We start from the raw sequence: 25,776 nt of genomic DNA, 5'->3' as shown, positions 1-25,776 counted from the left end.
ATGGCCACCGCCCTGTCGCCGTCCATTGCAAGCGTCGTCCCCACGCCGTCGCAACTGGCGGCGCTGGGCACGGTGTTGTGTCTGCACCGCCCGGGCGCCGCGCGCGAACTCGGCGGCTGGTCGTCGGCGCGCCGCGCGCAAGCGCATGCCGGCCTCGACTTCGAAGGCATGCACGAAAGCCTGCGCTTCTTCGATGCCGACGATGCCTGTTGCTGGCAACTGCATCTGCTGCCCGACAGCGACTTTCTCGCCTGGGAACGTCTTGCCGGCAATCTCCCGCGTTGCAGCGATGCGGCGCCCGGCGGCATTGGGGAGCGCCTGTGGCGCGGCCTCGCGCAGCGCATCCGCGGCGGCGCCTGGGAAGCCAGCGTGCTGCGCTTCCAGTCGGTACCGGCGGCGCCGGAGGCGGGCGGCCCGATGCTCGTCGCCAGTCTCGGCACGCTGTCGCCACTCGGCATCGACTGCGCACGCCGCATCGCGCGCGGCAACGGCATCACCCCGTCGTCCTCGCTCGACGACTGCTGCTGCCGACGCGCAGCCGCGTCCGCCAGAACCGCGTCGCCAGACGCGTACCGCCCTCTGATCCATCTCTCCTGACGTTTCTCGACCACGAGGTTCCACCGACATGACACCGCAAGCGACCGCGCTGGCACTCGCCGCCCTGCTGGCTGCCACCGCCGCACCGGCTGCCACCCGCCCGCCCGCCACCCCGTTTGATGCCGACCGCAGCGCGATCCTCGGCATGCAGGGCGAATACACCGTGCGCTTCCTGTTCGACGAGACCGTCGTGCTCGCACCCGGCTACACGCGCAAGGAACCCAAGCGCAGCGGCGGCGACGAAGTCGTCATCGTCGTCGAGGACACGCCGACGAAGATCGTGCTGCAGCATCTGCTGCTGGACGTCAAAAGCGGCCACGTGATCAAGCACTGGCGCCAGGACTGGACGTTCGAAGCGCCGACGCGCTGGGAGTTCGCATCCGACCAGACCTGGCGCCAGCGCGACGTGCCCGTCGAGCTCGTGCAGGGCGGCTGGACCCAGTGCGTGTTCGAAGTCAGCGATGCGCCGCGCTACTGCGGCAGCGGTCGTTGGGTCCATCAGAACGGCGCATCGACGTGGACGTCGGATGCCGGCTGGCGTCCGCTGCCGCGCCGCGAATACACCACGCGCGAGGACTACAACGCGCTCGCCGCGGTCAACCGCCACACCATCGTGCCCGGCGGCTGGACCCATGAGCAGGACAACCGCAAGGATGTCCGCGACGCCGCCGGTGCGGTGACCGCCAGCATCGTCCGCGAGACCGGCTTCAACGATTACGTGAAAACCGATGCGATCGATTTCACCCCGGCCTACGACTATTGGAAGGCGACGCAGGACTACTGGGCACGGGTGCGCGCGCGCTGGGATGTGCGACTGTCTGCACCGGATGGCGTGCATCTGAAGACCAAGGTCGACGGCATGGCGCTGATCGTCCCGTTCTTCGAGCAGGCGCAGACCGTGCAGGACGGCGGCAGCGTCAGCGACGCACAGATCGATGCCGTATTCGCGCAGTGGGTGGATACGCCGCGCGACTGAGCGCAGCGCTGACGTGAACCGGAAGGCGGGCGATGCCCGCCTTTCGCGTGTCCGGCGGGGCGTGACCGGCCTGCGCCTATACTCGAAGCAAGCGGCATCGGCCGCCCGCACTGAGGGATCGATCAATGGGAACCGGACTGTTTCTCGCAGTGGTACTGGCACTTGCCGGCGTCATCGTGCTGTTCAAGACCGTGCGCATGGTGCCGCAGGGATACGAGTGGACTGTCGAGCGATTCGGCAAGTACACGCATTCGATGGCGCCGGGCCTGCACTTCCTGATTCCCGTGGTCTACGGCGTCGGCCGCAAGATCAACATGATGGAACAGGTGCTGGACGTGCCGAGCCAGGAAGTCATCACCCGTGACAATGCGGTCGTGCGGGTCGACGGCGTCGTGTTCTTCCAGGTGCTGGACGCGGCCAAGGCGGCGTATGAAGTCTCCAATCTGGAGATCGCGACGATCGCGCTGGTGCAGACCAACATCCGGACCGTGATCGGCTCGATGGATCTCGACGAATCGCTGAGCAACCGTGAGCGCATCAACGCGCAGCTGCTCAATGTCGTGGACCACGCCACCAACCCCTGGGGCATCAAGGTCACGCGCATCGAGATCCGCGACATTCAGCCGCCGCGCGACCTCATCGATTCGATGGCCCGGCAGATGAAGGCCGAGCGCGAGCGCCGCGCGGTGATCCTCGAGGCCGAAGGCCACCGGCAGTCGGAAATCCTGCGCGCCGAGGGCGACAAGCAGTCGTCGATCCTGCAGGCCGAGGGCAAGAAGGAAGCCGCATTCCGCGAGGCCGAGGCACGCGAGCGCCTGGCGGAGGCGGAAGCCAAGGCGACCGAGATGGTGTCCAACGCGATCGCCAATGGCGACGTGCAGGCGATCAACTACTTCGTCGCACAGAAGTACGTCGAGGCGTTCAAGGAACTGGCGATGGCGCCGAACCAGAAGTTCGTGCTGATGCCGATGGAGACCAGCGGCCTGATCGGCTCGATCGCCGGCATCGGCGAACTCGCGCGCGAGGCGTTGTCGGGCAAGCCGGCCTCGCCCACGCCGCCGCCGGTCCAGCGTCCGCGCGCTGGAGTCTGAGCCATGGACTGGATGCGCTGGGATGTCGCGGGTTGGGGCGCGCTGGCCTTGCTGCTGATGGCGGCCGAGACGCTGGCGCCGGGCGCGTTCCTGTTGTGGATGGGCTTCGCCGCCGCGGCGGTGTTCCTGGTCGCGCTGTTCGCGCCCGGGCTGACCTTGCTGACCCAGGTCGCGCTGTTCGTCGTGCTGAGTTTTCTCTCGGTGCTGGTCTACCAGAAATTCTTCCGCAAGCGCGCCCGCCAGAGCGACCAGCCGTTGCTCAACCGCCGCGCGCAGCAGCACGTCGGTCGCGTGTTGCCGCTGGAGCAGTGCATCGTCGACGGCCGCGGCCGGATCAAGATCGGTGACGCGTTCTGGGTCGTCGAAGGTCCTGACCTCGTCACCGGCACGCCCGTGCGCATCGTCGGTACCGATGGCGTGAACCTGCACGTCGAGGCGGCCTGAGTTGCGTTACGCCCTCCCCCGCAAGCGGGGAAGGGTTGGGTGGGGGCGAACCATCGTGCGGTGATCGCACCACCAGACGAAGCGTCCTGGACCTCGGCACATATCTGCGACCGGTCCCCGCGACCGGCATGACCAACCTGCGATAATCCCGGCTTTCCGCTTGCGAGCCGGCCAGATGACGCAGAAGACGATCCTCAACGATGCCCACCGTGCGCTCGGCGCACGCATGGTCGATTTCGGCGGCTGGGACATGCCGCTCAACTACGGCTCGCAGATCGAGGAACACCACCATGTCCGCCGCGACGCCGGCATGTTCGACGTCAGCCACATGACCGTCGTCGACCTGCGCGGTGCGGGCACGCGCGATTTCCTGCGCCGTCTCGTTGCCAACTCGGTCGACAAGTTGAAGGTGCCGGGCAAGGCGCTCTACACCTGCATGCTCACGCTGGACGGCGGCATCGTGGACGACCTGATCGTCTATTTCATGGCCGACGACTGGTTCCGTCTTGTCGTCAATGCGGCGACGCGCGAGAAGGATCTGGCGTGGATCGCCGCGCAGGCCGCCGACTTCGATGTCGCCGTGACCGAGCGCCCCGAGCTGGCGATGATCGCCGTGCAGGGCCCGCAGGCGCGCGACACGGTCGCCGCGCTGCTCGGTGACGGCAACGGCAAGACCGTCGCCAAGCTCGGTCGTTTCGCCGCCGCCGCGCTCGAAGGCACCGCGTTCGGCGATCTGTTCGTCGCCCGTACCGGCTACACCGGCGAGGACGGTTTCGAGATCGTCGTCGGCGAGTCGCACGCGGTCGCCCTGTGGACGGCGTTGAATGAGGCGGGCGTCGCACCGGCCGGTCTCGGCGCGCGCGACACGCTGCGCCTCGAAGCGGGCCTCGCGCTTTACGGCCAGGACATGGACGAGACCGTGTCGCCGTTCGAAGCCGCACTCGGCTGGACCGTCGCCCTCGACGAAGGCCGCGCGTTCAACGGCCGCGCCTTGCTGGAGTCGCAGGCCGACGGCGCGCCCCGGCAGATGATCGGTCTGGTGATGGATGACAAGGGCGTGCTGCGTCACGGCCAGACGGTCGCGACCGCAAACGGCGCCGGCGAGATCCTGTCGGGCACGTTCTCGCCGACGATCGGCAAGGCGATCGCGTTCGCGCGGGTGCCGGCCGGCGAGCCGGGTGAGGTCACCGTCGACATCCGCGGGCGTCAGGTGCCGGTGCGCGTGGTCAAGTTCCCGTTCGTCAAGAATGGCCAGCCCGCCGACGGCGTCTGATGCGCGCCGCGCGGCATCGTCGTTACACTAGCCCCACCTTCCCGATCGAACGTTTTCCCCGGAGCCGACCATGAGCGAAATCCCTGGCGACCTGAAATTCCTGAAGTCCCACGAGTGGGTCCGTATCGAAGGTGACGGCAAGGTCACCATCGGCATCTCCGACCATGCCCAGGGCCTGCTGGGTGACCTGGTCTACGTCGAACTGCCCGCCGTCGGCGACGACATCCAGGCCGGCACCGGCGTGGCCGTGGTCGAGTCGGTCAAGGCTGCGTCCGATGTCTATGCACCGGTCTCGGGCACGATCACCGCCGTCAACGAAGCGCTGGCCGACAAGCCGGAGACGATCAACGAAGACGCCTACGGCGAAGGCTGGTTGTTCGTCGTCGAACTGAGCGAGCCCGACCAGCTCAATGAGCTGCTCGCGCCCGACGAGTACGCCGAACAGATCGAGGGCGAAGAAGACTGACGTCTTCGCTCGAACCGTCGTGGAGATCGACCGGTGCGTTCCGAGAGGAACGCGCCGGTTTTCGTTTCCGACGTTCCGATCCGATGACGTGACGGCGGCGTCGTGCGAAGTCGTCGCGCCACGACTGTCGACATCCCTTGATGCACGACGCGAACGTCGATCGACGCGCTCGAAGGCCGCGCATTTTTCGCGCAAACCGATCCCGCAACCGCGCAAACGTGTCGCGTGCGGCGCAGCCGGATTTACGTTGCGGTCGGGTGGGTGATCCTTTTTTCACCATGCCGGAAATGCCGGCCCACGCATCGTCGAAATGCATGCAGCACAAACGTGCCGATGCATTGATGCCTTTTTTTATGATGTTTTGCGAAAGCGTCTTGCGCGTGATGCATGAGGTCGCGTGTTGGATCGCACCGTGTGCATGACATCGCGGCAGCGCATCGCCCGACATGCACGCCCGCGGGCCTGAAAGAAAATTGCGACGACCTGTTGACAGTGGAAAAAACCGTGATTAGGTTTCGCGGCAACACACGTCCGCAACGAAACGAGTGAGTCGAACCACGACACCAGCGCGCAGCACAACTCGAACCTCTGCCAGGAACATCACACGGTGGATGCGGGCGTCATCTCCGCTGCGAAATCTCCCGATCCTTTTCCCGACCTCCGCGACAGTAATGGCGCGTGCAGGTTTTCGCTTCACCGGGGCGACGTCGTGCAGCCGACGACCCACCCTTCGAATCCGGTCCGATGCGCGGTGCGCGTCGGCGGTTGTGCGCGGGTCCAACTCCCGCGTGCCGTTTGAGAACTGGGCCGCTGTACATGCAAGTCCACTGACGAGGAGAGCCATTCCATGGCCACGAAGAAAGCCGTAAAGAAAGCGCCTGCCAAGAAGGCGGCCAAGAAGACCGCGAAGAAATCCACCGCCAAGAAGGTGGTGAGCAAGGTCAAGAAGGCTGTGAAGAAGGTCGCGAAGAAGGTCGCCAAGGTCGCAAAGAAGAAGCCGGCGGCGAAGAAGACCACCAAGAAGGTCGCGAAGAAGAAGGTTGCTGCCAAGAAGACCGCGAAGAAGGCGGTGAAGAAGGCTGCGAAGAAGACCACCAAGAAGGTTGCCAAGAAGAAGGTCGCGAAGAAGTCCGCAGCCAAGAAGGCGACCAAGAAGACCGCCAAGAAGTCGACTGCCAAGAAGACTGCGAAGAAGGCGACCAAGAAGTCTGCGACCAAGAAGACTGCGAAGAAGTCGACTGCCAAGAAGGCCACGAAGAAGGCCGCCACCAAAAAAGCAGCGACCAAGAAGTCTGTGACCAAGAAGGCCGCGACGAAGAAGGCCGCGACCAAGAAGGCAGTCACCAAGAAGCGGGCCCCGGCCAAGCGCACCAAGAAGTCCGCGCCGGTCGTGATCCCGACGATTCCGACGCCGCTGATCTGACGTAGCCACACTTCGTCATCGAAAGCGCTTCCTCCGCGTGCCCAGGCGGAGGAGGCGTTTTTTTTTGCCCGTCGCCAGGCGCCGGCACGCTGCTCAAGATGGAGAGCTCGGCCCAATCCCCGGCAGGCGCGCGTCACGTCGACGGATCGTCGCGTCGACGTAGGTTGTGTACAGCCAAGCGAAATGCAACCCATCGCTCCCGGACGCGCTAATGCGCGTTGTCAGCGACCGCGCTGCCACAACTAGGACACGATCCACGCGCTCTGGCACGCAACACACGGCGCGGACACGCTGCTGACGCAGAACGAACAAGGCCGCCCACAGGCGGCCCGTTGCCCTTCGGAGTTCCGCCGCGCTTACTCAGGCGTCGCCGTCGCGCGATGCGTCGTGCTGCCGGCTGACTGCATCGAGGCCGGCGCATGTGTGCGCTGGGCGTGCAGTGTCTCGAGGTTCGGATCGACGTCCAGCCAGCGTTGCGGCGGTAGACCGATCGCGCGATCGAGGATCGTCGGCAGCAGGCCCGAGGGCAGGCTGCTCTCGCTGTTCCACAACACGACCATGCCGAAGTCGCGGTCGGGAATCATCGCCATCAGGCCGCGATAGCCCTGCACGGCGCCGCCGTGGAACACCACGCGCTGACCGGCGTAGTCGTAGACGCGCCAGCCCAGGCCGTAACCCGCGGCGTCGAGACGATCGCGACGCCACGACGAATTGCGCATCTCCGGCGGCGTGCCGACGATCGGCGCCTGCAGCGTTGCCAGCAACGGCGCAGGCAGCACGTCGGGACGGTGCCCGGTCTGCGCGACCAGCCACTGCGCCATGTCACTGATGCTGGCATTGACGCCGGCCGCAGGTGCCAGCCGATAGTAGGTGGGCTTGGGCATCAGCGATGTCCAGCCACCGCCGGCGCGCACATGTGGCTTGGCCCAGCGCGTACTCGCCTGTATGCCATCCAGGCCGTAGCTCGCATCGTTCATGCCGAGCGGTTTGAAGATCCGGCGCGAGACCGCCTCGCTGTAGAACTGGCCGGACGTTGCGAACACGACGTCACCGACCAGGCTGAAAGCGACGTTCTGGTAGGCGTAGCAGTTGCCGGGCTGGCAGCTCATCGGTGCAGCGGCGAGACGCTGTACGAGATCGTGGTAGTCGGCGTTGCGTTCGATATCGCGGTCGTAGGTATTGCGACCCAGGCCTACGCGATGGCTCAGCACGTCGGCGACGGTGAGCTGCTGCGCGGCGAGTGGATCGGAGAACCGCAACGAGGGCAGGTAATCGACGATGTGGCTGTCCCAGCGCAGCGCGCCTTCGGACACGAGCATGCCGGTCACGGTGCCGGCGAACGACTTCGACAGCGACGCGAGGCGGAACACGGTATGCGCGTCGACCGGTTCGGCCGCCTTGACGTCGGTAATGCCGTAGCCGCGTGCGCTGAGGATCTGGCCCTTGTGCACGATCGCCATCGCCAGGCCCGGCACGCGCTGGTTGGCGACGAGATCCTGCGCCATCGCCTCGAGCAGGGTCACATCGAACGTAGGCGCCAGCGGTTTGTCCTGGCCCGGGATGCGCGGCTGCGGTTTGACGGCGTCCTCGCGGCTGACGATCGTCGGGCGGTTGGCCTGCTCGTCAAGCGGCACGATGGCCGTGATCTCGTCTTCGCTTTCATTCTCGATGACATCGGCGGATGTCGGGGCCTGCGCGGCTGAGCCCAATGCGGCAGGCAGCAGCAGGCCGATGAGACCCAGCCGGACGAGCGGCCGGTGGGATGGATATCGGCTTTTCATCGCGCCTGTCCCCTGCGTATGCTCTGGTGCTGCGGCGATGATAGCGCCTGTGTAATGGATTGCATGAACAAGGGGAAGTTTGATGGCTAGCGCATTGATCCTGCTGGTATTGCTGGTGGCCGTTGCTGCGGGTCTGGCGCTGTGGGGCGTCGGTATCTACAACGGGCTGATCACCGCCCGCAACGCGTACAAGAATGCGTTCGCGCAGATCGACGTGCAGTTGCAGCGCCGTTTCGACCTGATTCCGAATCTCGTCGAGACCGTCAAGGGCTACATGAGCCACGAGCGCGAGACGCTCGAAGCCGTGACCCAGGCGCGCAATCTGGCCCAGGCCGGACTGTCCGCCGCGAAGGCCGATCCCGGGGATCCGGCGGCGATGGCGCAGCTTGCGCAGTCGCAGGGAATGCTCAACGGCGCACTCGGTCGCTTGCTCGCGGTCTCGGAGGCCTATCCGGACCTCAAAGCCAGCCAGAACATGATGCAGCTCACCGAAGAGCTGACCAGCACCGAGAACAAGGTTGCGTTCGCACGTCAGGCCTACAACGACTCGGTGATGGCCTACAACAACAAGCGCGAGGTGTTTCCTTCGAGCGTCCTCGCCGGCATGTTCAACTTCAAGGAAGCAGCGCTGCTCGACATTCCGGCCGATCGCGCCGAAGTGCGCGAGGTGCCGAAGGTGACGTTCTGAGGGTGCACCACTCGCTGTCACCGGTCACATCGCGATGAACTTCTTCGAACGCCAGGCCCAGGCTCGGCGCAACAGCACACGGCTGATCGCGCTGTTCTCGCTCGCGGTGCTGGGCATCGTGCTGATGGTCGGCATGCTGGTGCTGCTGGTCGTCGGGCCGCGACCCGGCCCGCTGCTGGCGGCCGCATTAGCCACGCTGGCAGTGATCGGACTGGGCTCGCTGTTCCGTATCTCGTCCCTGCGCAGCGGTGGCGACACGGTGGCCCAGCAACTCGGCGGCGTGCCGGTGTCGGAGGACACGCGCGATCCGCAACTGCGGCGGCTGCGCAACGTGGTCGAGGAAATGTCGATCGCGTCAGGCGTGCCGGTGCCGAAGATCTATGTGCTCGAACAGGAAGCCGGCATCAACGCGTTCGCGGCCGGCTATTCGACGTCGGATGCGGTCGTCGCGGTGACCCGTGGCGCGCTCGACCGGCTCAACCGCGACGAGCTGCAGGGTGTGGTCGCGCACGAATACAGCCACATCCTCAACGGCGACATGCGGCTCAACATCCGTCTGATCGGCGTGCTGTTCGGCATCCTGATGATCGGCATCATTGGCCGCAAGATCCTGATCCATGGCCGCGGCTTCCGGAACAGCGCGACAATCGTGGTGATCGGCGGCGCGCTCGCGGCGATGCTCGTCGGCAGCCTCGGCATGTTCTTCGGCCGCATGATCAAGGCCGGCGTCAGCCGCTCGCGCGAAGTCCTGGCCGATGCATCGGCGGTGCAGTTCACCCGGCAGACGGCCGGTATCGCGGGCGCATTGAAGAAGATCGGTGGCCTCGACAGCGGCTCGCGGCTCGCGCACCGCGAGGACGCCGAAGAAGTCAGCCACATGCTGTTCGGCGATGGCGTGGGCCTGAGCGGGCTGTTCGCTACGCACCCGCCCTTGATCAAGCGCATCCAGGCGCTGGAGCCAGGTTTCCGACCGGAGCAGCTGTCACGCCTGCAGCAGCAGTGGATGACGCATCCGCCGGATGGTCTGCAGGAAGATGTTGCACTGGGCCTGGTGGCGCCGGGCGAGGTGTTGCCGCGGAAGGATCGGGCGCTTGCGGTGACACCGCCGATGGTCGCTGCGCAGGTCGCACATCCGCACGACGACGACTACGCACGCGCGCATGCGCTGGTCATGGCGATCAGCGATCCGCTGCACGATGTCGCGACGCATCGCGAGGCGGCGATGCCACTGGTGCTCGCCCTGCTGTACGACGACAGCGATGTCGTGCGCGGTCGACAGCACACTGAAATCGTCGCGCGCATGGGCGCGTCGGTGGCGACGGAGGCGGCACATCTGCGCGAGACCTATCTGCGCGAGCTACATCCGATGCTCCGCATGCCGCTGGCGTCGCTGGCCTTTCCAGTGCTGCGTCGCCGCCCGCGCCCGGAGCTGGCGACGTTCCTCGATACCGTGCACGCGGTGGTGCATGCCGACCAGACAGTTTCGCTGTTCGAGTACTGTCTCGGCCGCCTGCTCGAAGTCCAGCTGCGCGAAACGCTCGACCCCGCGCGTCACATCCGGTTCGGTCGGCGCAAGCCCGGCAACGTGAAGCAGGAGTTCGCGACGCTGCTCGCGGTTGTCGCGCGGGCCGGCAACCCCGGCGACAAGGCCGCCGCGCAGCGTGCGTACCTCGCCGGCATGCAGCGCGTGCTGCCGCGCGACCACGTGCCTTACGCGCCGCCGGCCGGTGGCGTGCAGGCGCTGGACGAAGTGTGGGCGCCGCTCGACGCGCTCGATCCGCTGGCCAAGCAAGTGATGGTCGAGGCGATCACTGCGGCCGTCAGTCACGACGGCCAGGTCAGCGTGGCCGAGTCCGAACTGCTGCGCACGATCTGTGGCGTGTTGCACTGCCCGTTGCCGCCGACGCTGGAGCAGCTGCCGCATTGAGCCGCTTCGCCGAAGGTCGCAGTGACGCGCCTGCGCCCGGGGCCGAGGATGACGGAACTCCCTGCCCAGAAGACCCATGACCGACTCACGCCCAGGGGCGTCGCACACCACGCTCGGGACCGCGTTCGTCCTGTTGTGGTGTACGGGCTACATCGCCGGCAAGCTGATGGTGGAGCACGCGGCGCCGATGACCGCGCTGGTCTGGCGCTTCGGCGTGGCGGGACTGGTGTTCGCCGGTCTTGCAGTCGTGGCGCGCGCGCCATGGGGTGATGCGCGATCGGTCATGCACAGTGCCGTGACCGGCGTGTTGATGCTCGCGCTGCAGTTCGGCGGCGTGTATCTGGCCTTGTCCTGGGAAGCGAGCGCCGGCGTGGCGGCGCTGGTCATCGGCACGATGCCGATGGTGGTGGCGGTGCTGACGGTGGCCGGTGGCGACGAGCGCCTGGCACCGGTGCAATGGGCCGGCCTGCTGCTCGGCATGGCGGGCGTTGCGCTGGTGGTCTCCGACCGGATCGACGGGGCGACGGGATGGGCCGCATGGCTCGCACTGCTCGTCGGGCTGGCGGGCATCAGCGTCGGCACCGTGTATCAGAAGCGGCACGCCTCGCAGGGCGATCTGCGGGCGGGTCTGGCGGTGCAGAACCTCGCTGCGACTGCGGTGTTGCTGCCCGGCGCGTTGTGGCTGGAGGGGTTCCGCTTCGCGCATGCATCCGACTTCTATCTGCCCATGTTGTGGACAGTGGTGGTCAACTCCCTCGGCGGGTTTGCGCTGCTGTTCGTGCTGATCCGGCGTGGCGCGGCCACGCGTGTCGCTGCGCTGTTCTTCCTGATGCCGCCGGTGACAGCCGTGTTCGGCAGCTGGGTGCTTGGCGAGCATCTCACTGCGCTCAAGCTCGGCGGTTTCGCGCTCGCGGCCATCGGGGTGTGGCTGGTGACGCGACCGGTTGCGTCCAGGGTGCGTTAGCCCGCGCGGATCGCGGCGGCGGCCCGCTCCGCGATCATGATCACCGCCGCGTTGGTGTTGCCGCCTGGCAGCGCCGGCATCACCGAGGCGTCGATGACGCGAAGCGCGTCCACGCCGCGTACGCGCAGTTGCGGATCGACCACTGCCTCGTCGTCGACGCCCATGCGGCAGGTGCCGACCGGGTGATAGACCGACTCCGCTTTCGCGCGGACGAACGCGGCGAGTTCGGCATCGCTCAGATCGTTGCGCGCGGGAAAGATCGGCGTGCCGCGGATGCCGTCGAACGCGGCCTGCGTCAGGATCGTCCGCGAAATGCGCGCGCACTCGATCATCATCTTCAGATCGAAGCCGTCTGCATCGCTGAGGTAGTTCGCCTCGATGCGTGCCTTGTCGCTGACGCGGTTGCTGACCAGCGTGACGCGGCCGCGGCTGCGTGGTCGCAGGAAGCACGCGTGCAGCGTATAGCCGTCGCCGGCCAGGCGATTGCGCCCGTGGTCGTCGAGCATCGCCGGCACGAAATGGAACTGGATGTCGGCGCGGTCGTCGGGTGCGAGCGGTGAGCGGTAGAAGCCGCCGGCTTCGGCGATATTGCTGGTGCCGGGGCCGCGACGGCCACGCACGAAGTAATCCCACGCGATCGCGACATCGCTGGCGCGGTCATAGGTGATGCGCTGCGTGGAATGGAACAGCGTGCAGATGTCGAGGTGATCCTGCAGGTTGCCGCCGACGCCGGGCGCATCGTGCACGACTTTGAGGCCCTGCCGGCGCAGATCGTGTGCCGGCCCGATGCCGGACAGCATCAGCAGCTGCGGCGTGTTGATCGCGCCGCCGCACAGCAGTACCTCGCGCGTCGCCGGCTGGTGGAACGCGCCGCGCGCGGTCGAATACACCACGCCGGTCGCGCGTCCATCTTCGAACGTCACGCGGCTGGCAACCGCGCCGGTCTGGATCGTCAGGTTGGCGCGCGCGCGCGTGGCGCGATCGAGATACGCCGTCGCCGCCGAACACCGCGCGCCATCGCGCTGGGTGACTTGGTACAGGCCGACGCCCTGTTGCTGAGGCCCGTTGAAATCGTCGTTCGCCGGCAGCCCCGCCTGCTGCGCAGCCTCGATGAACATCCGCGAGACCGGATTGACGTAGCGCAGATCGGACACCGTCAGCGGCCCGTCGCCGCCATGCAGCGCATCGCCGCCGCGCGCGTTGCCCTCGCTGCTGCGGAACCACGGCAGCACGTCGTCCCACGACCAGCCCTGCGCGCCCTGCGCGGCCCAGTCGTCGTAATCCGCCGGCACGCCGCGGACGTAGCACATGGCATTGATCGAGCTCGAACCGCCGAGCACCTTGCCACGCGGCCACCACAGCGCCCGGTTGTCGAGCTGCGGCTCGGGCGCGGTGTCGTAGTCCCAGTTCACGCCCTTGCGGTTGACCAGCTTCGCCAGACCCGCGGGCATGTGAATGAAGGGGTGCGTGTCGTTCGGGCCCGCTTCGAGCAGCAGCACGCGCACATCGGGATCGGCGCTGAGCCGATGGGCGAGCACGCAGCCGGCGGAACCGGCGCCGACGATGATGTAGTCGTAGACGAGAGCGGGACGGGGAGGCATCGCGGCACGGTAGGCAAGGGGGCTAGAGCATATGCTCCGCGCACCGGACCGTGCCGGCGATGTGCTGGTCGCCGTCATGGTGTTGCGTTAACGTGCCGCGTCCGCCAGGAGCCCGCCATGCGCCCCCCCGTCATGACGCCGCCACGCCCGCGGCTGCGCGCCGCGCTGGCGGAGTCGCCGCCACTGTGGTGGGCGCTGCTGTATTTCTTCTGCCTGCTGTGCGGCTATTACGTGCTGCGACCGGTGCGCGATGCGATGGGCGCATCGTCTGATGCATCGGCAGTGTTTCCGTCTTTCCTGCTGGACTGGGCCGCGGCGCGCGGTATCGCGCTGGGCGACTTCACGTTGCAGGCGCTCTTCAGCGGCACCTTCGTGGTGATGCTGCTGCTGCAGCCCCTGTATGGCGCACTGGTGTCGCGCTTCCCGCGCCGGGTATTCCTGCCGGTGGTGTATCTGATCTTTATCGTCTGTCTGCTGGGTTTTCGCTGGGCGTTCGATACGAATCTTTCGGGGCGCGGCGCGCTGTTCTTCATCTGGATCGCGGTCTTCAACCTGTTCGCGGTGACGGTGTTCTGGAGCTTCATGGCCGACGTGTTCGACAACGAACACGCCAAGCGCTACTACGGCTACATCGGTGCGGGCGGCACGATAGGCGCCTTTGTCGGGCCGTTCATCACGACGATGCTGGTCGGCCGGATCGGTGTGGCGAACCTGACGCTGGTGTCGGTCGGCTTTCTCTGTGTGTGCCTGCTGTGCATCCTCAAGCTGCGCAGCTGGGCGCGGCGCAACGAGGCCACACGCGCCGAGCAGGGCGAGCAGGCGATCGGCGGTTCGATCTGGGCCGGCCTCAAGCTCATCGCCGCCGATCCCCTGCTGCGCGGTCTGGCGCTGCTGATGTTCTTCGGCGTGGGCGTGGGCACGCTGCTCTACAACGAGCAGGCCGCGATCGTGCGACGCCTGTACCCCACCGCCGAAGCGGCGACGCGTTACTACTCGATGATCGACTGGGCGGTGGCCAGCCTGACGATCCTGGTGCAGCTGCTGCTGACGCGCTGGCTGCTGCGCCGCTACGGCGTGGCGCCGCTTCTGCTGCTGCCGGCGGTCGCAATCCTGATCGGGTTCGCGCTGCTGTCGGCTTCGCCACTGCCGCTGCTGATCGCGACGGTGCAGGTGATGACCCGCGCCAGCGAGTTCTCGCTGGCCAAACCGGCGCGCGAGACGCTCTATACCCGGGTGAGCCGCGAGTCGCGTTACAAGGCGAAGGCGGTCATCGACACCGCGGTCTACCGCGGCGGCGACGTGACCTTCGTCTGGGTGCACAAGGCGCTGTCGGTGCTGGGCTCGCAGCTGGTGTTCGTGGCCGGCATCGGCATCGCGCTGGGCATGACCTTCGGCGCATGGCGGGTGATCCGCGCCGAGCGCAGGCTCCCGGAACAGCCGGCGCCTGTCCGGACTCCGGAGCACAGTCATGGCAAGCCGTCGTGAGTTCCTCGCCCACAGCCTGAGCGCCGCGGCGCTCGCGGCGTTGCCTGCGTCCGTCTTCGCATCGGCCGGACGCGCCGCGCGTCCGCTGCAACTGCTGATCCTGGGCGGCACGGGGTTCCTCGGCCCGCACTTCGTCGAACGCGCGCATGCGCGCGGCCACACCCTGACCCTGTTCAACCGCGGCCGCAGCAATCCGCAGCGATTCGATGGGACGCCGCTGGCCGGCATCGAACAGCTGCGCGGCGACCGCAAGGATGATCTCGCAGCGCTCGAAGGCGACCGCCGCTGGGACGCGGTGCTCGATACCTCGGCGTATTTTCCCGACGACGTTGCGCGCAGTGCGGCATTGCTGGCCGGGCGCGTCGCCCACTACCAGATCATCTCGTCGATCTCGGTCTACGTGCGCAACGACATCGCCAACGACGAGGACAGTGCGGTCGCGACGCTCGACGACCCGTCCACACGCACGATCACCGGCGAGACCTACGGCGGGCTCAAGGCGGCCTGCGAGCGCGCCGCGCAGGCTGCCTTGCCGGGCCGCACTTCGGTCGTACGGCCGGGGCTGATCGTCGGTCCCGGCGATCCGACCGACCGTTTCACGTACTGGCCGGCACGCGCCGATCGTGGTGGCGAGATCGCAGCGCCAGGCGCCCCCGACAATCCGACCCAGTGCATCGACGCGCGTGATCTGGCGGCGTTCCTGTTGCAGCTGATCGAACAGGACACGACCGGTGTGTTCAACGCAGATGCGACGCCCGGGACGCTCGATATGGGGCGTCTGCTCGACAGCTGCGTGCAGCGGGCGAAGGCGGCCGGCGGCGCACCGGATGCACGGCTGACGTGGTTGCCCGCGGATTTTCTCGAGGCACGTAGCGTGAAAGCGTGGTCCGACATGCCGGTCTGGATCGCACCTGCGGGGGAGTACGCCGGCTTCGGCAGAACGCGCGTCGATCGTGCGATCGCGGCCGGGCTCACCCACCGTCCGATCGACGACACCGTGCGCGACACGCTGGCCTGGTGGCGCGCGCAGCCGGCCGAACGCCGCGCCGCATGCAAGGCAGGACTGACGCCACAACGCGAGGCCGACGTGCTGGCGGCGTGGCACGCGCATAACGGCTGATCTTCCGCTTCCAATCTGCGCGTGATGGATGCTGGCAGCGAATCGTGCTCCGCGCGCTCAGCGCAGCGCGGCCACCGTGAACAGCAGCGCGCCGATCAGGAATGTCGCGCTCAACGCATGCACCAGCGGGTGCTGCAGGCGCAGCCAGACGAACTGCAGCACCAGCCGCAGCCACCAGAAGCCGGCCATGCCGGCCAGCACCGCCCTTCCGAGCGGGATGTTGTCCAGGTCGCCGGGCATCACGAAGCAGAGCAGGGCGATAGCGCCGAACACCCACACCAGTTGTGCGTTCGCGATCTGCACGATTGCGCGATTGGGCCGCGTCGTCGTCTGCAGCGTGCGCGGCCAGTCGAACAGCCGCCAGAATCGGAGGTGGAACAACGCAAACGCTGCGCTGTGCAGACCGCAAAAGAGAATCAACCAATCGGATGCGGTCCGCATCTGCGCGTGCTCAGCCGCTGCGCGCGGCGCGCGGTGAGACCCACATCGCGATCTGTGCGCGGAATACGGCATCGCCGGCGGGATCGCGGATGACCACGTCGACCGGCAAGGCATAGCCCGCTTCAAACACGACCGGTTGGACCGCAGGCGTCGCCGTGGCGGTCATAGTGCCGACGGCCTTCTTCAGATATTCGACGGTCATGCCTTTGGGAATCCAGCGCATAGACGCAGGAATCCTGACGTCCGTCGTCAGGCCGCCGATCAGTTCGGCCAGGTTGCACAGGGCGATCGCATGCACGGTGCCGATGTGGTTGGTCACCGCGCGACGGTGGCACATCCTCGCCTCGCCGTGGCCGACGCGTAGCGCAGTGATGCGCGGCGCAATACTGGCGAAGTAGGGCGCCTTGCGACACACGAGGAAGCCGAACAGCCAGGCGCCGCCCGGCCAGCGGATGAGCCGATTGCGCAACGTCAGCAGTGGGGCGGTCATCGCATGCTCCCAATCTGGGGTGAAAACCGGAATGCCGGATACGACAACGGCGGGACTGGCCCGCCGTTGTCGGTGTTACGTCACGCGTGTCGCTCAGGCCGCTTCGCGCGACTCGCTCGACGGCTGCGTCGGCGCGCGATAGCCCGCCGAACGCAGTTCCTCGGTGTCGAAGTCATCAACGGTGATCGCATCCAGCGTGAGCTCGCGCAACTCGACCAGCAACGCGCGCTCTTCGACTGTGATGTGGCCTTCGCGCACCGCTTCGTCCAATTGCGCGTCGTAATCAAGCGCCTCGATGCCCTTGCTCTTCATGGCCTTGAGGAACTTGCGCTCGACCGGCTCGGCCGCGATCGCCTTGGCCAGATAGCTGTCGATGCGACCGCCCGGATTGTTCTCGCAGGGCGTCATAAACACACCCTCGGCCAGACGCGAACGCGCTTCGTTCGGCGCCATCAGCAGCGCGGCGACGCGACGCGACAGACGATCGCCCGGCGCCTCGGCACGACGGCCCCACGGGAAGATCAGCAACCACATCAGCCAGCCGACCGGACGGATCGGGAAGTTGCGCAGCGCCGCCGAGAGCGCGAGTTCGATCTTGTGCACGCTGTCGTGGAAGGCCCACGCCAGCAGCGGCTGGTCGGCCTGCGGTGCACCTTCGTCGTGGTAGCGCTTGAGCATCGCGCTGGTCATGTAGACATGGCTCAGCACATCGCCCAGACGACCCGACAGCGATTCCTTGAACTTCAGCTTGCCGCCGAGCGTCAGCATCGACACGTCGGCCATCAATGCGAGATTCGCGGAGTAGCGATCCAGCTTGCGGAAATAACGGCGGGTGTACGCGTCACCGGGCGCCGCGCCGATCTTCGCGCCGGTCAGGCCGAACCAGAATGAACGCACGGCGTTGGAAATCGCGAAGCCGATGTGGCCGAACAGGTTGCGGTCGAACTCTTCCAGCCCGCGCTGCGTGTCGGGATCCTGCGCCGCCTTCATTTCCTTCATGACCCACGGATGGCAGAGGATCGCGCCCTGGCCGAAGATCAGCAGGCTGCGCGTCATGATGTTCGCGCCTTCGACGGTGATCGCGATCGGCGCCGCCTGCCAGCTGCGGCCGGCGAAGTTCTTCGGGCCGAGGATGATGCCCTTGCCGCCGACGACGTCCATGACATCGCTGATGACTTCGCGGCTCATCGAGGTGCAGTGGTACTTGGCGATCGCCGACGGCACCGACGGCACGTCGCCGCGGTCGACCGCCGCCGCAGTCGCCTGCGACAGCGCGCTGATCGCGTAGGCCTTGCCACCGATACGGGCAAGCGCTTCTTCGACGCCTTCGAAGCGGCCGACCGACAGGCCGAACTGCTTGCGGATGCGCGCGTAGGCGCCGGTCACGACCGCGCCGGCCTTCGCGCCGCCCGAGGCGGTGGAGGGCAGGGTGATCGAGCGGCCCACAGCGAGGCACTCGTTGAGCATGTTCCAGCCCTTGCCCGCCATCTCCGCGCCACCGATCAACTGGCTCAACGGGATGAAGACATCCTTGCCGTGGATCGGGCCGTTCTGGAACGGCGAGTTGAGCGGGAAATGACGGCGTCCGATTTCAACGCCAGGCGTCTCGCGCGGCAGCAGCGCCAGCGTAATGCCGATGTCATTGGTGTCGCCGATCAGGCCGTCCGGGTCGTACATGCGGAACGCGAGGCCCACCAGCGTCGCCACGGGTGCGAGCGTGATGTAGCGCTTGTCGAAGGTCAGACGCACGCCGAGTACGTTCGCGCCGTTCCACTCGCCCTTGCAGACAATGCCGTAGTCGGGAATCGAAGTGGCGTCGGAACCCGCGAAAGGACCGGTCAGGCCGAAGCAGGGCACTTCCTGGCCGATCGCGAGGCGCGGCAGGTAATGCTCCTTCTGTTCCTTGGTGCCGTAATGGTTGAGCAGTTCGCCCGGGCCGAGCGAATTCGGCACGCCCACCGTCGAACTGACCACGCTCGACATCGACGCCAGCTTCTGGATCACCTTGTGGTGCGCCAGCGCCGAGAACCCGAGGCCGCCGTATTCCTTCGGAATGATCATGCCGAAGAACCTGTTGGCCTTGATGTAATCCCACAGTTCCGGCGGCAGATCGGCGTGGACGTGGGTGATCTCCCAGTCGTTGATCATGCTGCAGAGCTCTTCGACGGGGCCGTCGAGGAATGCCTGCTCTTCGGCGGTGAGCTGCGGCTTCGGATAGTCGAGCAGCTTCTGCCAGTCGGGATCGCCGGTGAACAGTTCGCCCTCGAACCCGACCGAGCCGGTTTCCAGCGCGATGCGCTCGGTCTGCGACAGCGGCGGCAGCACCTTGCGGAAGAACTTCAGCAGCGGCGTCGTGATCAGCGACTTGCGTACCGACGGAATCAGCAGCGGCAACGCAATGGCGACCACCAGCAGCGCGGCGATGACCGTGGCCACGCCATTGGCGCCGAGCAGCCAGCAGGCAAGCAGCACAGTGACCGTGATCGCCGCCCAGTAGACAAGACGAAGACGGTGGTAGGCGGCGAAGGCACCCACCAGCAGGAAGGCGAGAAAGGGGATCGCGACGCTCATCATCAACTCCGGCAAACGCATTACAGAGACGGGGCCGGCGCTGGGCCGGCTGCACGGGCGGATCCCGATGCTAACCGTACGGTCGAGTATGGTCAGGGTTTCCGGTGGTGTCAATGCTGCCTGTCGGCCTGTGTCCGGCGTGTCGATACTGTTGCGGATGGATGCGTATGGATAGACTGTCGCAATGAGTAGACCTGCCCCGAAATCCGCGGTGACCGCCCAGTCGGGTGACGCGTCTCCCGTCGAACGTCCAAGTCGCCTGAGCGCCGACGACTGGGCCCAGGCCGCGCTGGACCTGATCGCCGAAACAGGCGTGCAGGCCGTGGCGGTCGAGCCGCTGGCGCGCCGACTTGGCGTGACCAAGGGCAGCTTCTACTGGCACTTCCCGTCGCGCGATGCATTGCTGCAGGCCGCGCTCGAGCGCTGGGAGAACGTCGAGCAGGAGGCGCTGTTCGGTGCGCTGGAAAAGGTGCCGGATGCGCGGGAACGTCTGCGCGCGCTGTTCCATATGGTCGCGCGCGAATACAAGTCGCACGTGATCTACAGCGCGTTGCTCAAGGCGCAGGACCACCCGACGGTCCACCCGGTGATCGAACGTGTCTCCAAGCGCCGCCTCGATTACCTGACGGCCTCGTTCCGTCAGGCCGGCCTCGGCCGCGAAGACGCGCAGCACCGGTCGCGTCTGACGTATGCCGCCTATGTGGGCTTTCTGCAGCTCAACCTGCAACTGCACCAGGCGCGCATGCAGCAGGAGGAATTCGACGCCTACGTGGAGCATCTGGCGTTGACGCTGGTTCCCGCCTGAACAAGACCGAGGATGCAGCTCGGGAGTCACCAAATGCAGATCTTGGGTGGAGCACTGCGGCTCTGGCCGTTGAAATCATTCTTCCGAAGCCTCCTGTGGGCCGGCAACGGTTCGAAGAATTCGTGCGGAACGCGTCTGCAGCATATGATTCCACCGGGCTGTATCCCTGTTTGGCTGATGTTTCTCAGCGATATCGAAGAACAGCGCGTGCTGTCAGGATCGTCGGCCGTGCGCTTTACGAACGAATTTGCGACGGCTGGCCGGCGGTCGTGTCGGAGTTTCGATGTTCATGCTCGGCTCATCGTCTAAACACGGTTGAATTGGATTGCGTGCCCGAGTTGCGAATTCCATAAACAACTACGGCCCCTTGCGGAGCCGTAGGAGATCTTACGCTTGATCGATCATCAGAAACGCTGGATGTACTCCATGTACATGAAGCGGCCGGGGACGTCGTACTGCGGGTCGAAGGAGTTAGCGAAGGTCGTGTAGCTGACCGGCGGCTCCTTGTCGAACAGGTTGGTTACGCCAGCCTTGATCGTGCCGTCCCAGGGCAGGTTGTAGCGCACCTGCGCATCGTGATAGGTCGTCGCACCCAGCTTGTTGCGCGGCGCGGGACCCGTTGCGATCCTGCGATCGGGATCCGAGCAGACGGACGGGCCGAATGCGCAGGGCTCGACGAGGCTGGAGAAGTAGCGGCTGCTGAACGTCGCGCCGAAATCACCCATCTGCCAGTCGAGCGACACGTTGCCACGAAGGCGCCAGTACGGATCACGATCCAGATAGCGGCCCGTGAACTGTTCCACTTCCGAAGCAGCGGTGGTCTGCTGCTCGTACTTGGAGACATAGGACGTGTCCAAGGTGATGCCGAAGCTGCCGTACTCCGTTTCCGGCATGCGATAGCTCACGTTGAAATCGTAGCCCTCCACATTGACCACGCTGAGGTTCTGCGGGGTCAAGGCGATGTTGCCGATCTGGAAGTCTTCACTGCGACGCGTGATGAGGTCACACAGCGCCTGATCGCCAGCCGCATAGCACTGTTCGACGATGAAGGCGGTCGGGAGCGTGGTGATCGCATTTTCGATCTTGATGCTCCACCAGTCCAGTGAGAGGTTCAGGTTTTCCACGAACGAGGGGCTGAAGACCAGTCCTAGCGTCTTGCTGATCGATTCCTCGGGGCCGACGTTGGGATTTCCACCCACCTGGAACGGATACAGGGTCTGGCCGTCGTACCCGAAGCCAGCGTTGGTCTGCTGGATGAATCCGACGGGGGCACCTGCGGCGGCACAGTTGGCGGCGATGGTTGCCGTGCGACCGGAGAAGTCCTCCGAGCAGATGTCGCCGAAGTTAATGAACGAATCGCTCTGCCCACCGAAGAGAGTTGAGATCGGGGGTGCACGGAAGCCTTCCGCCCAGTTACCGCGAACCAGCAGCGATTCCACCGGCTTCCACTTGAAGCCAGCCTTGCTGTTGGTGGTATCACCGAAGTTGCTGTAGTCGGAGTAGCGAGAGGCGAGGCTGAACTCAAGGAGATCGGCGCCCGTCACATCAGCAAGCACCGGGATCAGCAACTCGGCATAGATTTCGTCGAGGTCGTAGGCACCCGACGTCGGCTGGCGCGAATTTCCCGAGGTGAATCCAGCGGCGACGAATGCGTCGGGACGATCGAAGCCGCTTTCCTTGCGCGACTCGACGCCGGCAGCGAACCCCATCATGCCGCCCGGCAGTTGGACGATTTCGCCGCTGATATTTGCGGTGAACGACTCGCTGCGACCTTGGAAAGCATCCTGTGCAGTGAACAGCAGGTAATCCAGCATTTCCTGCGTCACGCCGCCAGCAGGCGAGAGCGGGTTGAATGGAACGCAGCCGTCGATGATGTTGCCGCCCGGGGCGTCGACGCAGACGACGCGGCCGTCGCGGAGCTCGGACGGACCCACGCCTGCGCGGACGTTCAGGACGTTCACGTCGCCGATTTGCGCGTCTTCCTGATCGGACCTGTTGAAGTTGTAGCCCACATCCCAGTTGAAGAAGCGATCCGCGAACTCGAAGTTGCCTTCGATACCTGCATAGACATGGAACGTCTTGACGTTCTGCTGGTAGACACGATCCTGCTCGGTAAGGCGGTGGCTCCACGCCACGTCGCGACCATCACCGCCGTACAGCGTGTTGTACGGGTTGTAGTAGCTGTCGCCACTCATGAAGTCGTTGTTGCTGACGCCGCCGTTGAGCGGGAAGCCTGCGAGCTGCTGCTCCGAACGCCGTTCGTTGTAAAGCGCGTCTGCCACGAAGCTCAGGTTGTCCGTGATTTCGTGGCGACCCTTCATGTACAGCGAGGTACGTGTCTGGGGCGTCAGAAGGTAGTTGTCTGCCGCGAAGTTGTAGGCGTCTTGACCCGCTGCGAACGGCTGGAACTCTCCCAGCGCATAACGGGGGTCGTTAGCGGAGCCTGTACCCGTTGCACCTGGACGGATAACAATCGAATTGCTGCCCGGGCCGCCGACATTGTCCGGGTCCACACCGTTGTTCCAGATACGACCGTTGCTGCTGAAGCCGCTGAAACCCACCGGGTCGCGCCGGAAAGACGGAACGCGAGAGATTGCACGGTCACCGGCGCTCACTTCCTTCTCTTCGACGCGCGACAGGCTGATTACGACATTGCTGCGATCGTTGCCTGCACCGAGCGTCGCTTCGACCGCCGCGCGCTCACCGTCACCCTGACTGAACTGGCCGTAATAGACGCGCGCTTCAGCGCCCTCGTAATCGCGACGGGTGATGATGTTCACGACGCCGGCGATGGCATCAGAACCATAAATCGAGGAGGCGCCGTCTTTCAGAACTTCGATGCGCTCGATCATCGCCGATGGAATGGTGTTGAGATCGACGGAACCGCCCAAGCCTTGGACCCAGCGACGGCCATCAACCAGTACCAAGGTGCGCGACGCGCCGAGGTTGCGCAGCGAAACGGTAGACGAGCCATCGCCGCCGTTATTGAACGTGCGGTTGATGTTGGAGCCGTTAGCGGAGATGCGCTGCAGCACTTCCGCCACGGAGGTGAGGCCTTGCTTTTCGATCGCAGCACGGTCCAGCACTAGCACTGGCTGCGAAGATTCGGCGTCCACGGAGCGAATGCGCGAACCTGTCACTTCAATGCGGTCGAGAGTGGTGGCTTCCTGCTGGCTCTGGGCGACTGCGACACCGGTGCCCGCCGCACTTGTGGCGCCTGCGATGAGTGCGAAAGTAATCGCCTCGCGCAGCTGGGTGGTCTTGAACTTCATCTGTCTCTCTCTCCAAGTGAGTCTCGGGATTTCCCCAAAATAACCGGCCGAGTGGGTAAAAATTATCGCCAAACTCGGCAAGGTCGGGCCGATACTAGACCGATCTTGAAAGAAATTAAAGTGTCGTTAAGGACGACATCCTGCGTGTGCACCAAATCGACCTTTCAGGCCTGCAACTGCCAATGTGCCGAGCGGGCACTTGAGGGACAAAGGGCTGGAGATGCAATTAGCTGCGCGCTAAAGACATCTCTGGTTAGTAATTTGACGAGTAGACGTCTCGCGATGACGCGCCGCAGGGCAGCGAGACGACGTCGATCTGAATATTCGAGCAACGAATTTGTGCTCTGGCTCGCTCCGCGCAAAAGCATCGCAGAGGTTTGTAGTCCTCAGGTCTGGGCGCCAAGGCTGAAGCGAGGCTCAAGTTTGTCAAACCCGACTACCACGGCGCGCGAGCGTTGCGTGCTGATGAGGCCGCAAAAGGGCGGCGCCACTTTCTGGACAGTCAAAGATCCTGCTGGTACCGGATATACGGCACCGCGCCTTCGTCGTCCGCGTTCTCGGTCATCTTCGAAAACGGGTTCTTGCCGCGGGTGATCACGTTGTCGGCGCCGACTGTGAGCTGGCCGCTCCACGGGGTGCGCCAGCTGACGCCGAGGCCGACGCCTTCCCATTTCGGCAGGCCGGGGGTGTCGACGACCTGGCCAACGATGTTGGCGCTGAAACGACCGATGCCACCGCCCACGCTGAGGCTGCGGCTGGTCCAGTGGTCGCTGATCATGGCGGGGGCTGCCGATGTAGGAATCAGCGTGGCCTTGGCCAGGGTGCCGGCGAGCGATACATAAGCGTCGTCGCCGATATCTTTCTTGGCGAAGACGGTGAGGTCGTGGAGATCGACCTGGCCGGCCGAGCCCGCCCGCGATGGGCTGAGGAAGCCGGGCAGGGTGTCCCGGCCTTCGCCGAACGTCAGGCCGACTCCGCCGCCGGGGCGGCTGATGCTCGCCGTGGCGCTCGCGCGCCGTGCACCGGGGGTGCTGTCGCCGACTGAGGCCAGCTGGCAATTGCGCGCCAGGCTGCTGACCGCACCGTTGAAGCTGCTGCCGGGGCTGCAGAGCAGGGCGAGGGAACTACCGGACTCAAGGCCGAATGCGGCGTCGAATTGGCTCTCGCCGAAGCGCCAACTGCGGCTCGATTGGCTGGCGGTGGCGGGTTCGAGGACGAGAAAGGCCTCGACCTTGCCGGACGTATCGAGCACGGGCAGCACGGTCTGGTTGCGTTTTTCCTGAGCAGCGGCGCCCGAGGCCGCCGCGAGGGCGAGACCGAGGGCAAGTACGAGGCGCGTGACAGGCAATCGCATGGCCGTTGTGACCCGGGCCCAGCCCGGAAGTTCCTCTATCGTTCGATCCAGACTCTAGAACATTTATATTTCTTTAACAATCGCACGAAGTGACCGGATGCCGTTACTGCAACCGCTCCGACACTTCGACATCAACCTCGGGTGTTTCGAGAAGCTGATCAATCTCTTCGGCACTGAATCCGTAGTTCTGACCACAGAACTCGCAGATCACCTTGGCCTCCCCATCCACCACCGCAGCCCGAGCTTCCTCGGCTCCGAGCGACACCAGCATTTCCTCGACGCGACCCCTGGAGCACGAGCAGCCAAATGCGAGCGGTCGTTCTCCGAGCAACTGCGGCGCATCGTCCGGGAACAGGCGCGACAGCAGCGTTTCGGTGGGCCATCGAAGCAGTTCTGCCGTCGAGAGGGTGTCAAACAGGAGGCTGGCGCGATTCCAGCCGTCGTCGTCACCGTCGTCACCCGGCAACTTCTGCAGCATCAGACCTGCGGCCTCGTCGCCATCGACCGCCAGCAGGACGCGCGTGGGCAGCTGCTCCGACTGGCGGAAATAGTCCTCGAACGCGCCCGACAGCGATTCGGCCGCCAGCGCGACCAGGCCCTGGTAGCGATTGGGCTCGCGATGCGGCGACGGATTTTCGATCGTGATCGCCAGAAGCGCGTCGTCGCCCAGTGCGCGCAGATCGCGCGAAACGTCAGCGCCATCGCCGTCGAAGCGGGCGATGCCGCGGATCGTGCCGGCGGCGGTGCATTCGGCGAACAGCGTGCGCATCGGGCCCGGCGCGCGCAGTTGCACCGACAGGCGGCCATCGACCTTGGCGTGGCCGGTGAAAAGCGCCGACGCCACGCAGGCTTCTCCCAGCATCTCTTCGATCGCCGGCGGGTAGGGGCCATTGGCGCGCACGGCCTGCCAGGCCTCACGCAGATGGACCCGCACGCCGCGCACGCCGGCGGTCTGCAGCAGGAAGCGGGACAGGCGGTCGCTGTCGGGCTGGGCGATGTCGGTCATG

Annotated in this window: 21 protein-coding genes; 13 read left to right on the top strand and 8 right to left on the bottom strand. The window is 65.6% G+C overall.

The window, feature by feature from the left end:
- From ACZ9YD_RS14130 to ACZ9YD_RS14100, 7 genes are all read left to right on the top strand, one after another.
- Complete coding sequence (locus ACZ9YD_RS14130) at positions 1 to 597, top strand: Hemin transport protein (RefSeq protein WP_465075900.1); 597 nt, start codon at positions 1 to 3, stop codon at positions 595 to 597.
- A gap of 28 nt (positions 598 to 625) precedes the next feature.
- Positions 626 to 1,573: a DUF6607 family protein gene (locus tag ACZ9YD_RS14125; protein ID WP_465075899.1), complete on the top strand. Its 948-nt coding sequence runs from the start codon at positions 626 to 628 to the stop codon at positions 1,571 to 1,573.
- Between the two features lie 125 nt (positions 1,574 to 1,698).
- A complete protein-coding gene (locus ACZ9YD_RS14120) occupies positions 1,699 to 2,664 on the top strand; it encodes an SPFH domain-containing protein (protein WP_465075898.1) in 966 nt (321 codons plus the stop codon).
- A gap of 12 nt (positions 2,665 to 2,676) precedes the next feature.
- Positions 2,677 to 3,108, top strand: a complete 432-nt coding sequence (locus ACZ9YD_RS14115) for an NfeD family protein (protein ID WP_465076049.1) — start codon at positions 2,677 to 2,679, stop codon at positions 3,106 to 3,108.
- Between the two features lie 175 nt (positions 3,109 to 3,283).
- Positions 3,284 to 4,381 (top strand): glycine cleavage system aminomethyltransferase GcvT, encoded by a 1,098-nt coding sequence (gene gcvT, locus ACZ9YD_RS14110; RefSeq protein ID WP_465075897.1) that lies wholly within the window; start codon positions 3,284 to 3,286, stop codon positions 4,379 to 4,381.
- 70 nt (positions 4,382 to 4,451) lie between these two features.
- The gene (gene gcvH / locus ACZ9YD_RS14105) at positions 4,452 to 4,847 is read left to right on the top strand and encodes a glycine cleavage system protein GcvH (RefSeq protein WP_232137132.1); all 396 of its coding nucleotides are present in this window, start codon (positions 4,452 to 4,454) and stop codon (positions 4,845 to 4,847) included.
- A gap of 847 nt (positions 4,848 to 5,694) precedes the next feature.
- Positions 5,695 to 6,270: a hypothetical protein gene (locus ACZ9YD_RS14100; RefSeq protein WP_465075896.1), complete on the top strand. Its 576-nt coding sequence runs from the start codon at positions 5,695 to 5,697 to the stop codon at positions 6,268 to 6,270.
- 356 nt (positions 6,271 to 6,626) lie between these two features.
- On the opposite strand, the gene ACZ9YD_RS14095 is transcribed toward ACZ9YD_RS14100, so the two are convergent.
- The gene (locus tag ACZ9YD_RS14095) at positions 6,627 to 8,051 is read right to left on the bottom strand and encodes a serine hydrolase domain-containing protein (RefSeq protein ID WP_465075895.1); all 1,425 of its coding nucleotides are present in this window, start codon (positions 8,049 to 8,051) and stop codon (positions 6,627 to 6,629) included.
- 82 nt (positions 8,052 to 8,133) lie between these two features.
- Here ACZ9YD_RS14095 and ACZ9YD_RS14090 point away from each other — a divergent pair, with 82 nt between their 5' ends.
- From ACZ9YD_RS14090 to ACZ9YD_RS14080, 3 genes are all read left to right on the top strand, one after another.
- Positions 8,134 to 8,739 carry a LemA family protein gene (locus ACZ9YD_RS14090; RefSeq protein ID WP_465075894.1) on the top strand — a complete coding sequence of 202 codons (606 nt, stop codon included), beginning with the start codon at positions 8,134 to 8,136 and terminating at the stop codon, positions 8,737 to 8,739.
- 34 nt (positions 8,740 to 8,773) lie between these two features.
- Complete coding sequence (locus ACZ9YD_RS14085) at positions 8,774 to 10,666, top strand: M48 family metallopeptidase (RefSeq protein ID WP_465075893.1); 1,893 nt, start codon at positions 8,774 to 8,776, stop codon at positions 10,664 to 10,666.
- A 76-nt stretch (positions 10,667 to 10,742) separates the two neighbouring features.
- On the top strand, positions 10,743 to 11,630 hold the full coding sequence (locus ACZ9YD_RS14080; RefSeq protein ID WP_465075892.1) for a DMT family transporter: 888 nt from the start codon (positions 10,743 to 10,745) through the stop codon (positions 11,628 to 11,630).
- Here the strand turns inward: ACZ9YD_RS14080 and ACZ9YD_RS14075 are convergent.
- Positions 11,627 to 13,231 carry a GMC family oxidoreductase gene (locus tag ACZ9YD_RS14075; protein WP_465075891.1) on the bottom strand — a complete coding sequence of 535 codons (1,605 nt, stop codon included), beginning with the start codon at positions 13,229 to 13,231 and terminating at the stop codon, positions 11,627 to 11,629. The genes ACZ9YD_RS14080 and ACZ9YD_RS14075 overlap by 4 nt on opposite strands.
- A gap of 117 nt (positions 13,232 to 13,348) precedes the next feature.
- On the opposite strand from ACZ9YD_RS14075, the gene ACZ9YD_RS14070 reads away from it, so the two are divergent.
- Positions 13,349 to 14,716 (top strand): NTP/NDP exchange transporter, encoded by a 1,368-nt coding sequence (locus ACZ9YD_RS14070; RefSeq protein ID WP_465075890.1) that lies wholly within the window; start codon positions 13,349 to 13,351, stop codon positions 14,714 to 14,716.
- A complete protein-coding gene (locus ACZ9YD_RS14065; RefSeq protein WP_465075889.1) occupies positions 14,700 to 15,836 on the top strand; it encodes an NAD-dependent epimerase/dehydratase family protein in 1,137 nt (378 codons plus the stop codon). The genes ACZ9YD_RS14070 and ACZ9YD_RS14065 overlap by 17 nt, the downstream gene beginning before the upstream one ends.
- A gap of 57 nt (positions 15,837 to 15,893) precedes the next feature.
- Here ACZ9YD_RS14065 and ACZ9YD_RS14060 read toward each other — a convergent pair whose 3' ends face one another.
- The 3 genes from ACZ9YD_RS14060 to ACZ9YD_RS14050 form a co-directional block, all read right to left on the bottom strand.
- Entirely contained in the window at positions 15,894 to 16,217 is a 324-nt protein-coding gene (locus tag ACZ9YD_RS14060; protein ID WP_465075887.1) for a hypothetical protein, read from the bottom strand.
- A 70-nt stretch (positions 16,218 to 16,287) separates the two neighbouring features.
- Positions 16,288 to 16,767 carry a hotdog fold domain-containing protein gene (locus tag ACZ9YD_RS14055; RefSeq protein ID WP_465075886.1) on the bottom strand — a complete coding sequence of 160 codons (480 nt, stop codon included), beginning with the start codon at positions 16,765 to 16,767 and terminating at the stop codon, positions 16,288 to 16,290.
- 93 nt (positions 16,768 to 16,860) lie between these two features.
- Positions 16,861 to 19,338 carry an acyl-CoA dehydrogenase gene (locus ACZ9YD_RS14050; RefSeq protein ID WP_465075885.1) on the bottom strand — a complete coding sequence of 826 codons (2,478 nt, stop codon included), beginning with the start codon at positions 19,336 to 19,338 and terminating at the stop codon, positions 16,861 to 16,863.
- A 184-nt stretch (positions 19,339 to 19,522) separates the two neighbouring features.
- Here ACZ9YD_RS14050 and ACZ9YD_RS14045 point away from each other — a divergent pair, with 184 nt between their 5' ends.
- Positions 19,523 to 20,143 carry a TetR/AcrR family transcriptional regulator gene (locus ACZ9YD_RS14045; protein WP_465075884.1) on the top strand — a complete coding sequence of 207 codons (621 nt, stop codon included), beginning with the start codon at positions 19,523 to 19,525 and terminating at the stop codon, positions 20,141 to 20,143.
- A 404-nt stretch (positions 20,144 to 20,547) separates the two neighbouring features.
- On the opposite strand, the gene ACZ9YD_RS14040 is transcribed toward ACZ9YD_RS14045, so the two are convergent.
- From ACZ9YD_RS14040 to hslO, 3 genes are all read right to left on the bottom strand, one after another.
- Positions 20,548 to 23,415, bottom strand: a complete 2,868-nt coding sequence (locus tag ACZ9YD_RS14040; RefSeq protein ID WP_465075883.1) for a TonB-dependent receptor — start codon at positions 23,413 to 23,415, stop codon at positions 20,548 to 20,550.
- A 502-nt stretch (positions 23,416 to 23,917) separates the two neighbouring features.
- The gene (locus ACZ9YD_RS14035) at positions 23,918 to 24,769 is read right to left on the bottom strand and encodes an XOO1806 family protein (protein ID WP_465075882.1); all 852 of its coding nucleotides are present in this window, start codon (positions 24,767 to 24,769) and stop codon (positions 23,918 to 23,920) included.
- 103 nt (positions 24,770 to 24,872) lie between these two features.
- Positions 24,873 to 25,775, bottom strand: coding sequence for an Hsp33 family molecular chaperone HslO (gene hslO, locus ACZ9YD_RS14030; RefSeq protein WP_465075881.1), 903 nt, complete (start codon positions 25,773 to 25,775; stop codon positions 24,873 to 24,875).
- Position 25,776: the final 1 nt, after the last annotated feature.

Source organism: Luteimonas sp. AC640a, assembly GCF_979256585.1.
The sequence above is the reverse complement of the archived record's forward strand: the minus strand, read 5'-3'. Positions and strand labels throughout refer to the sequence as shown.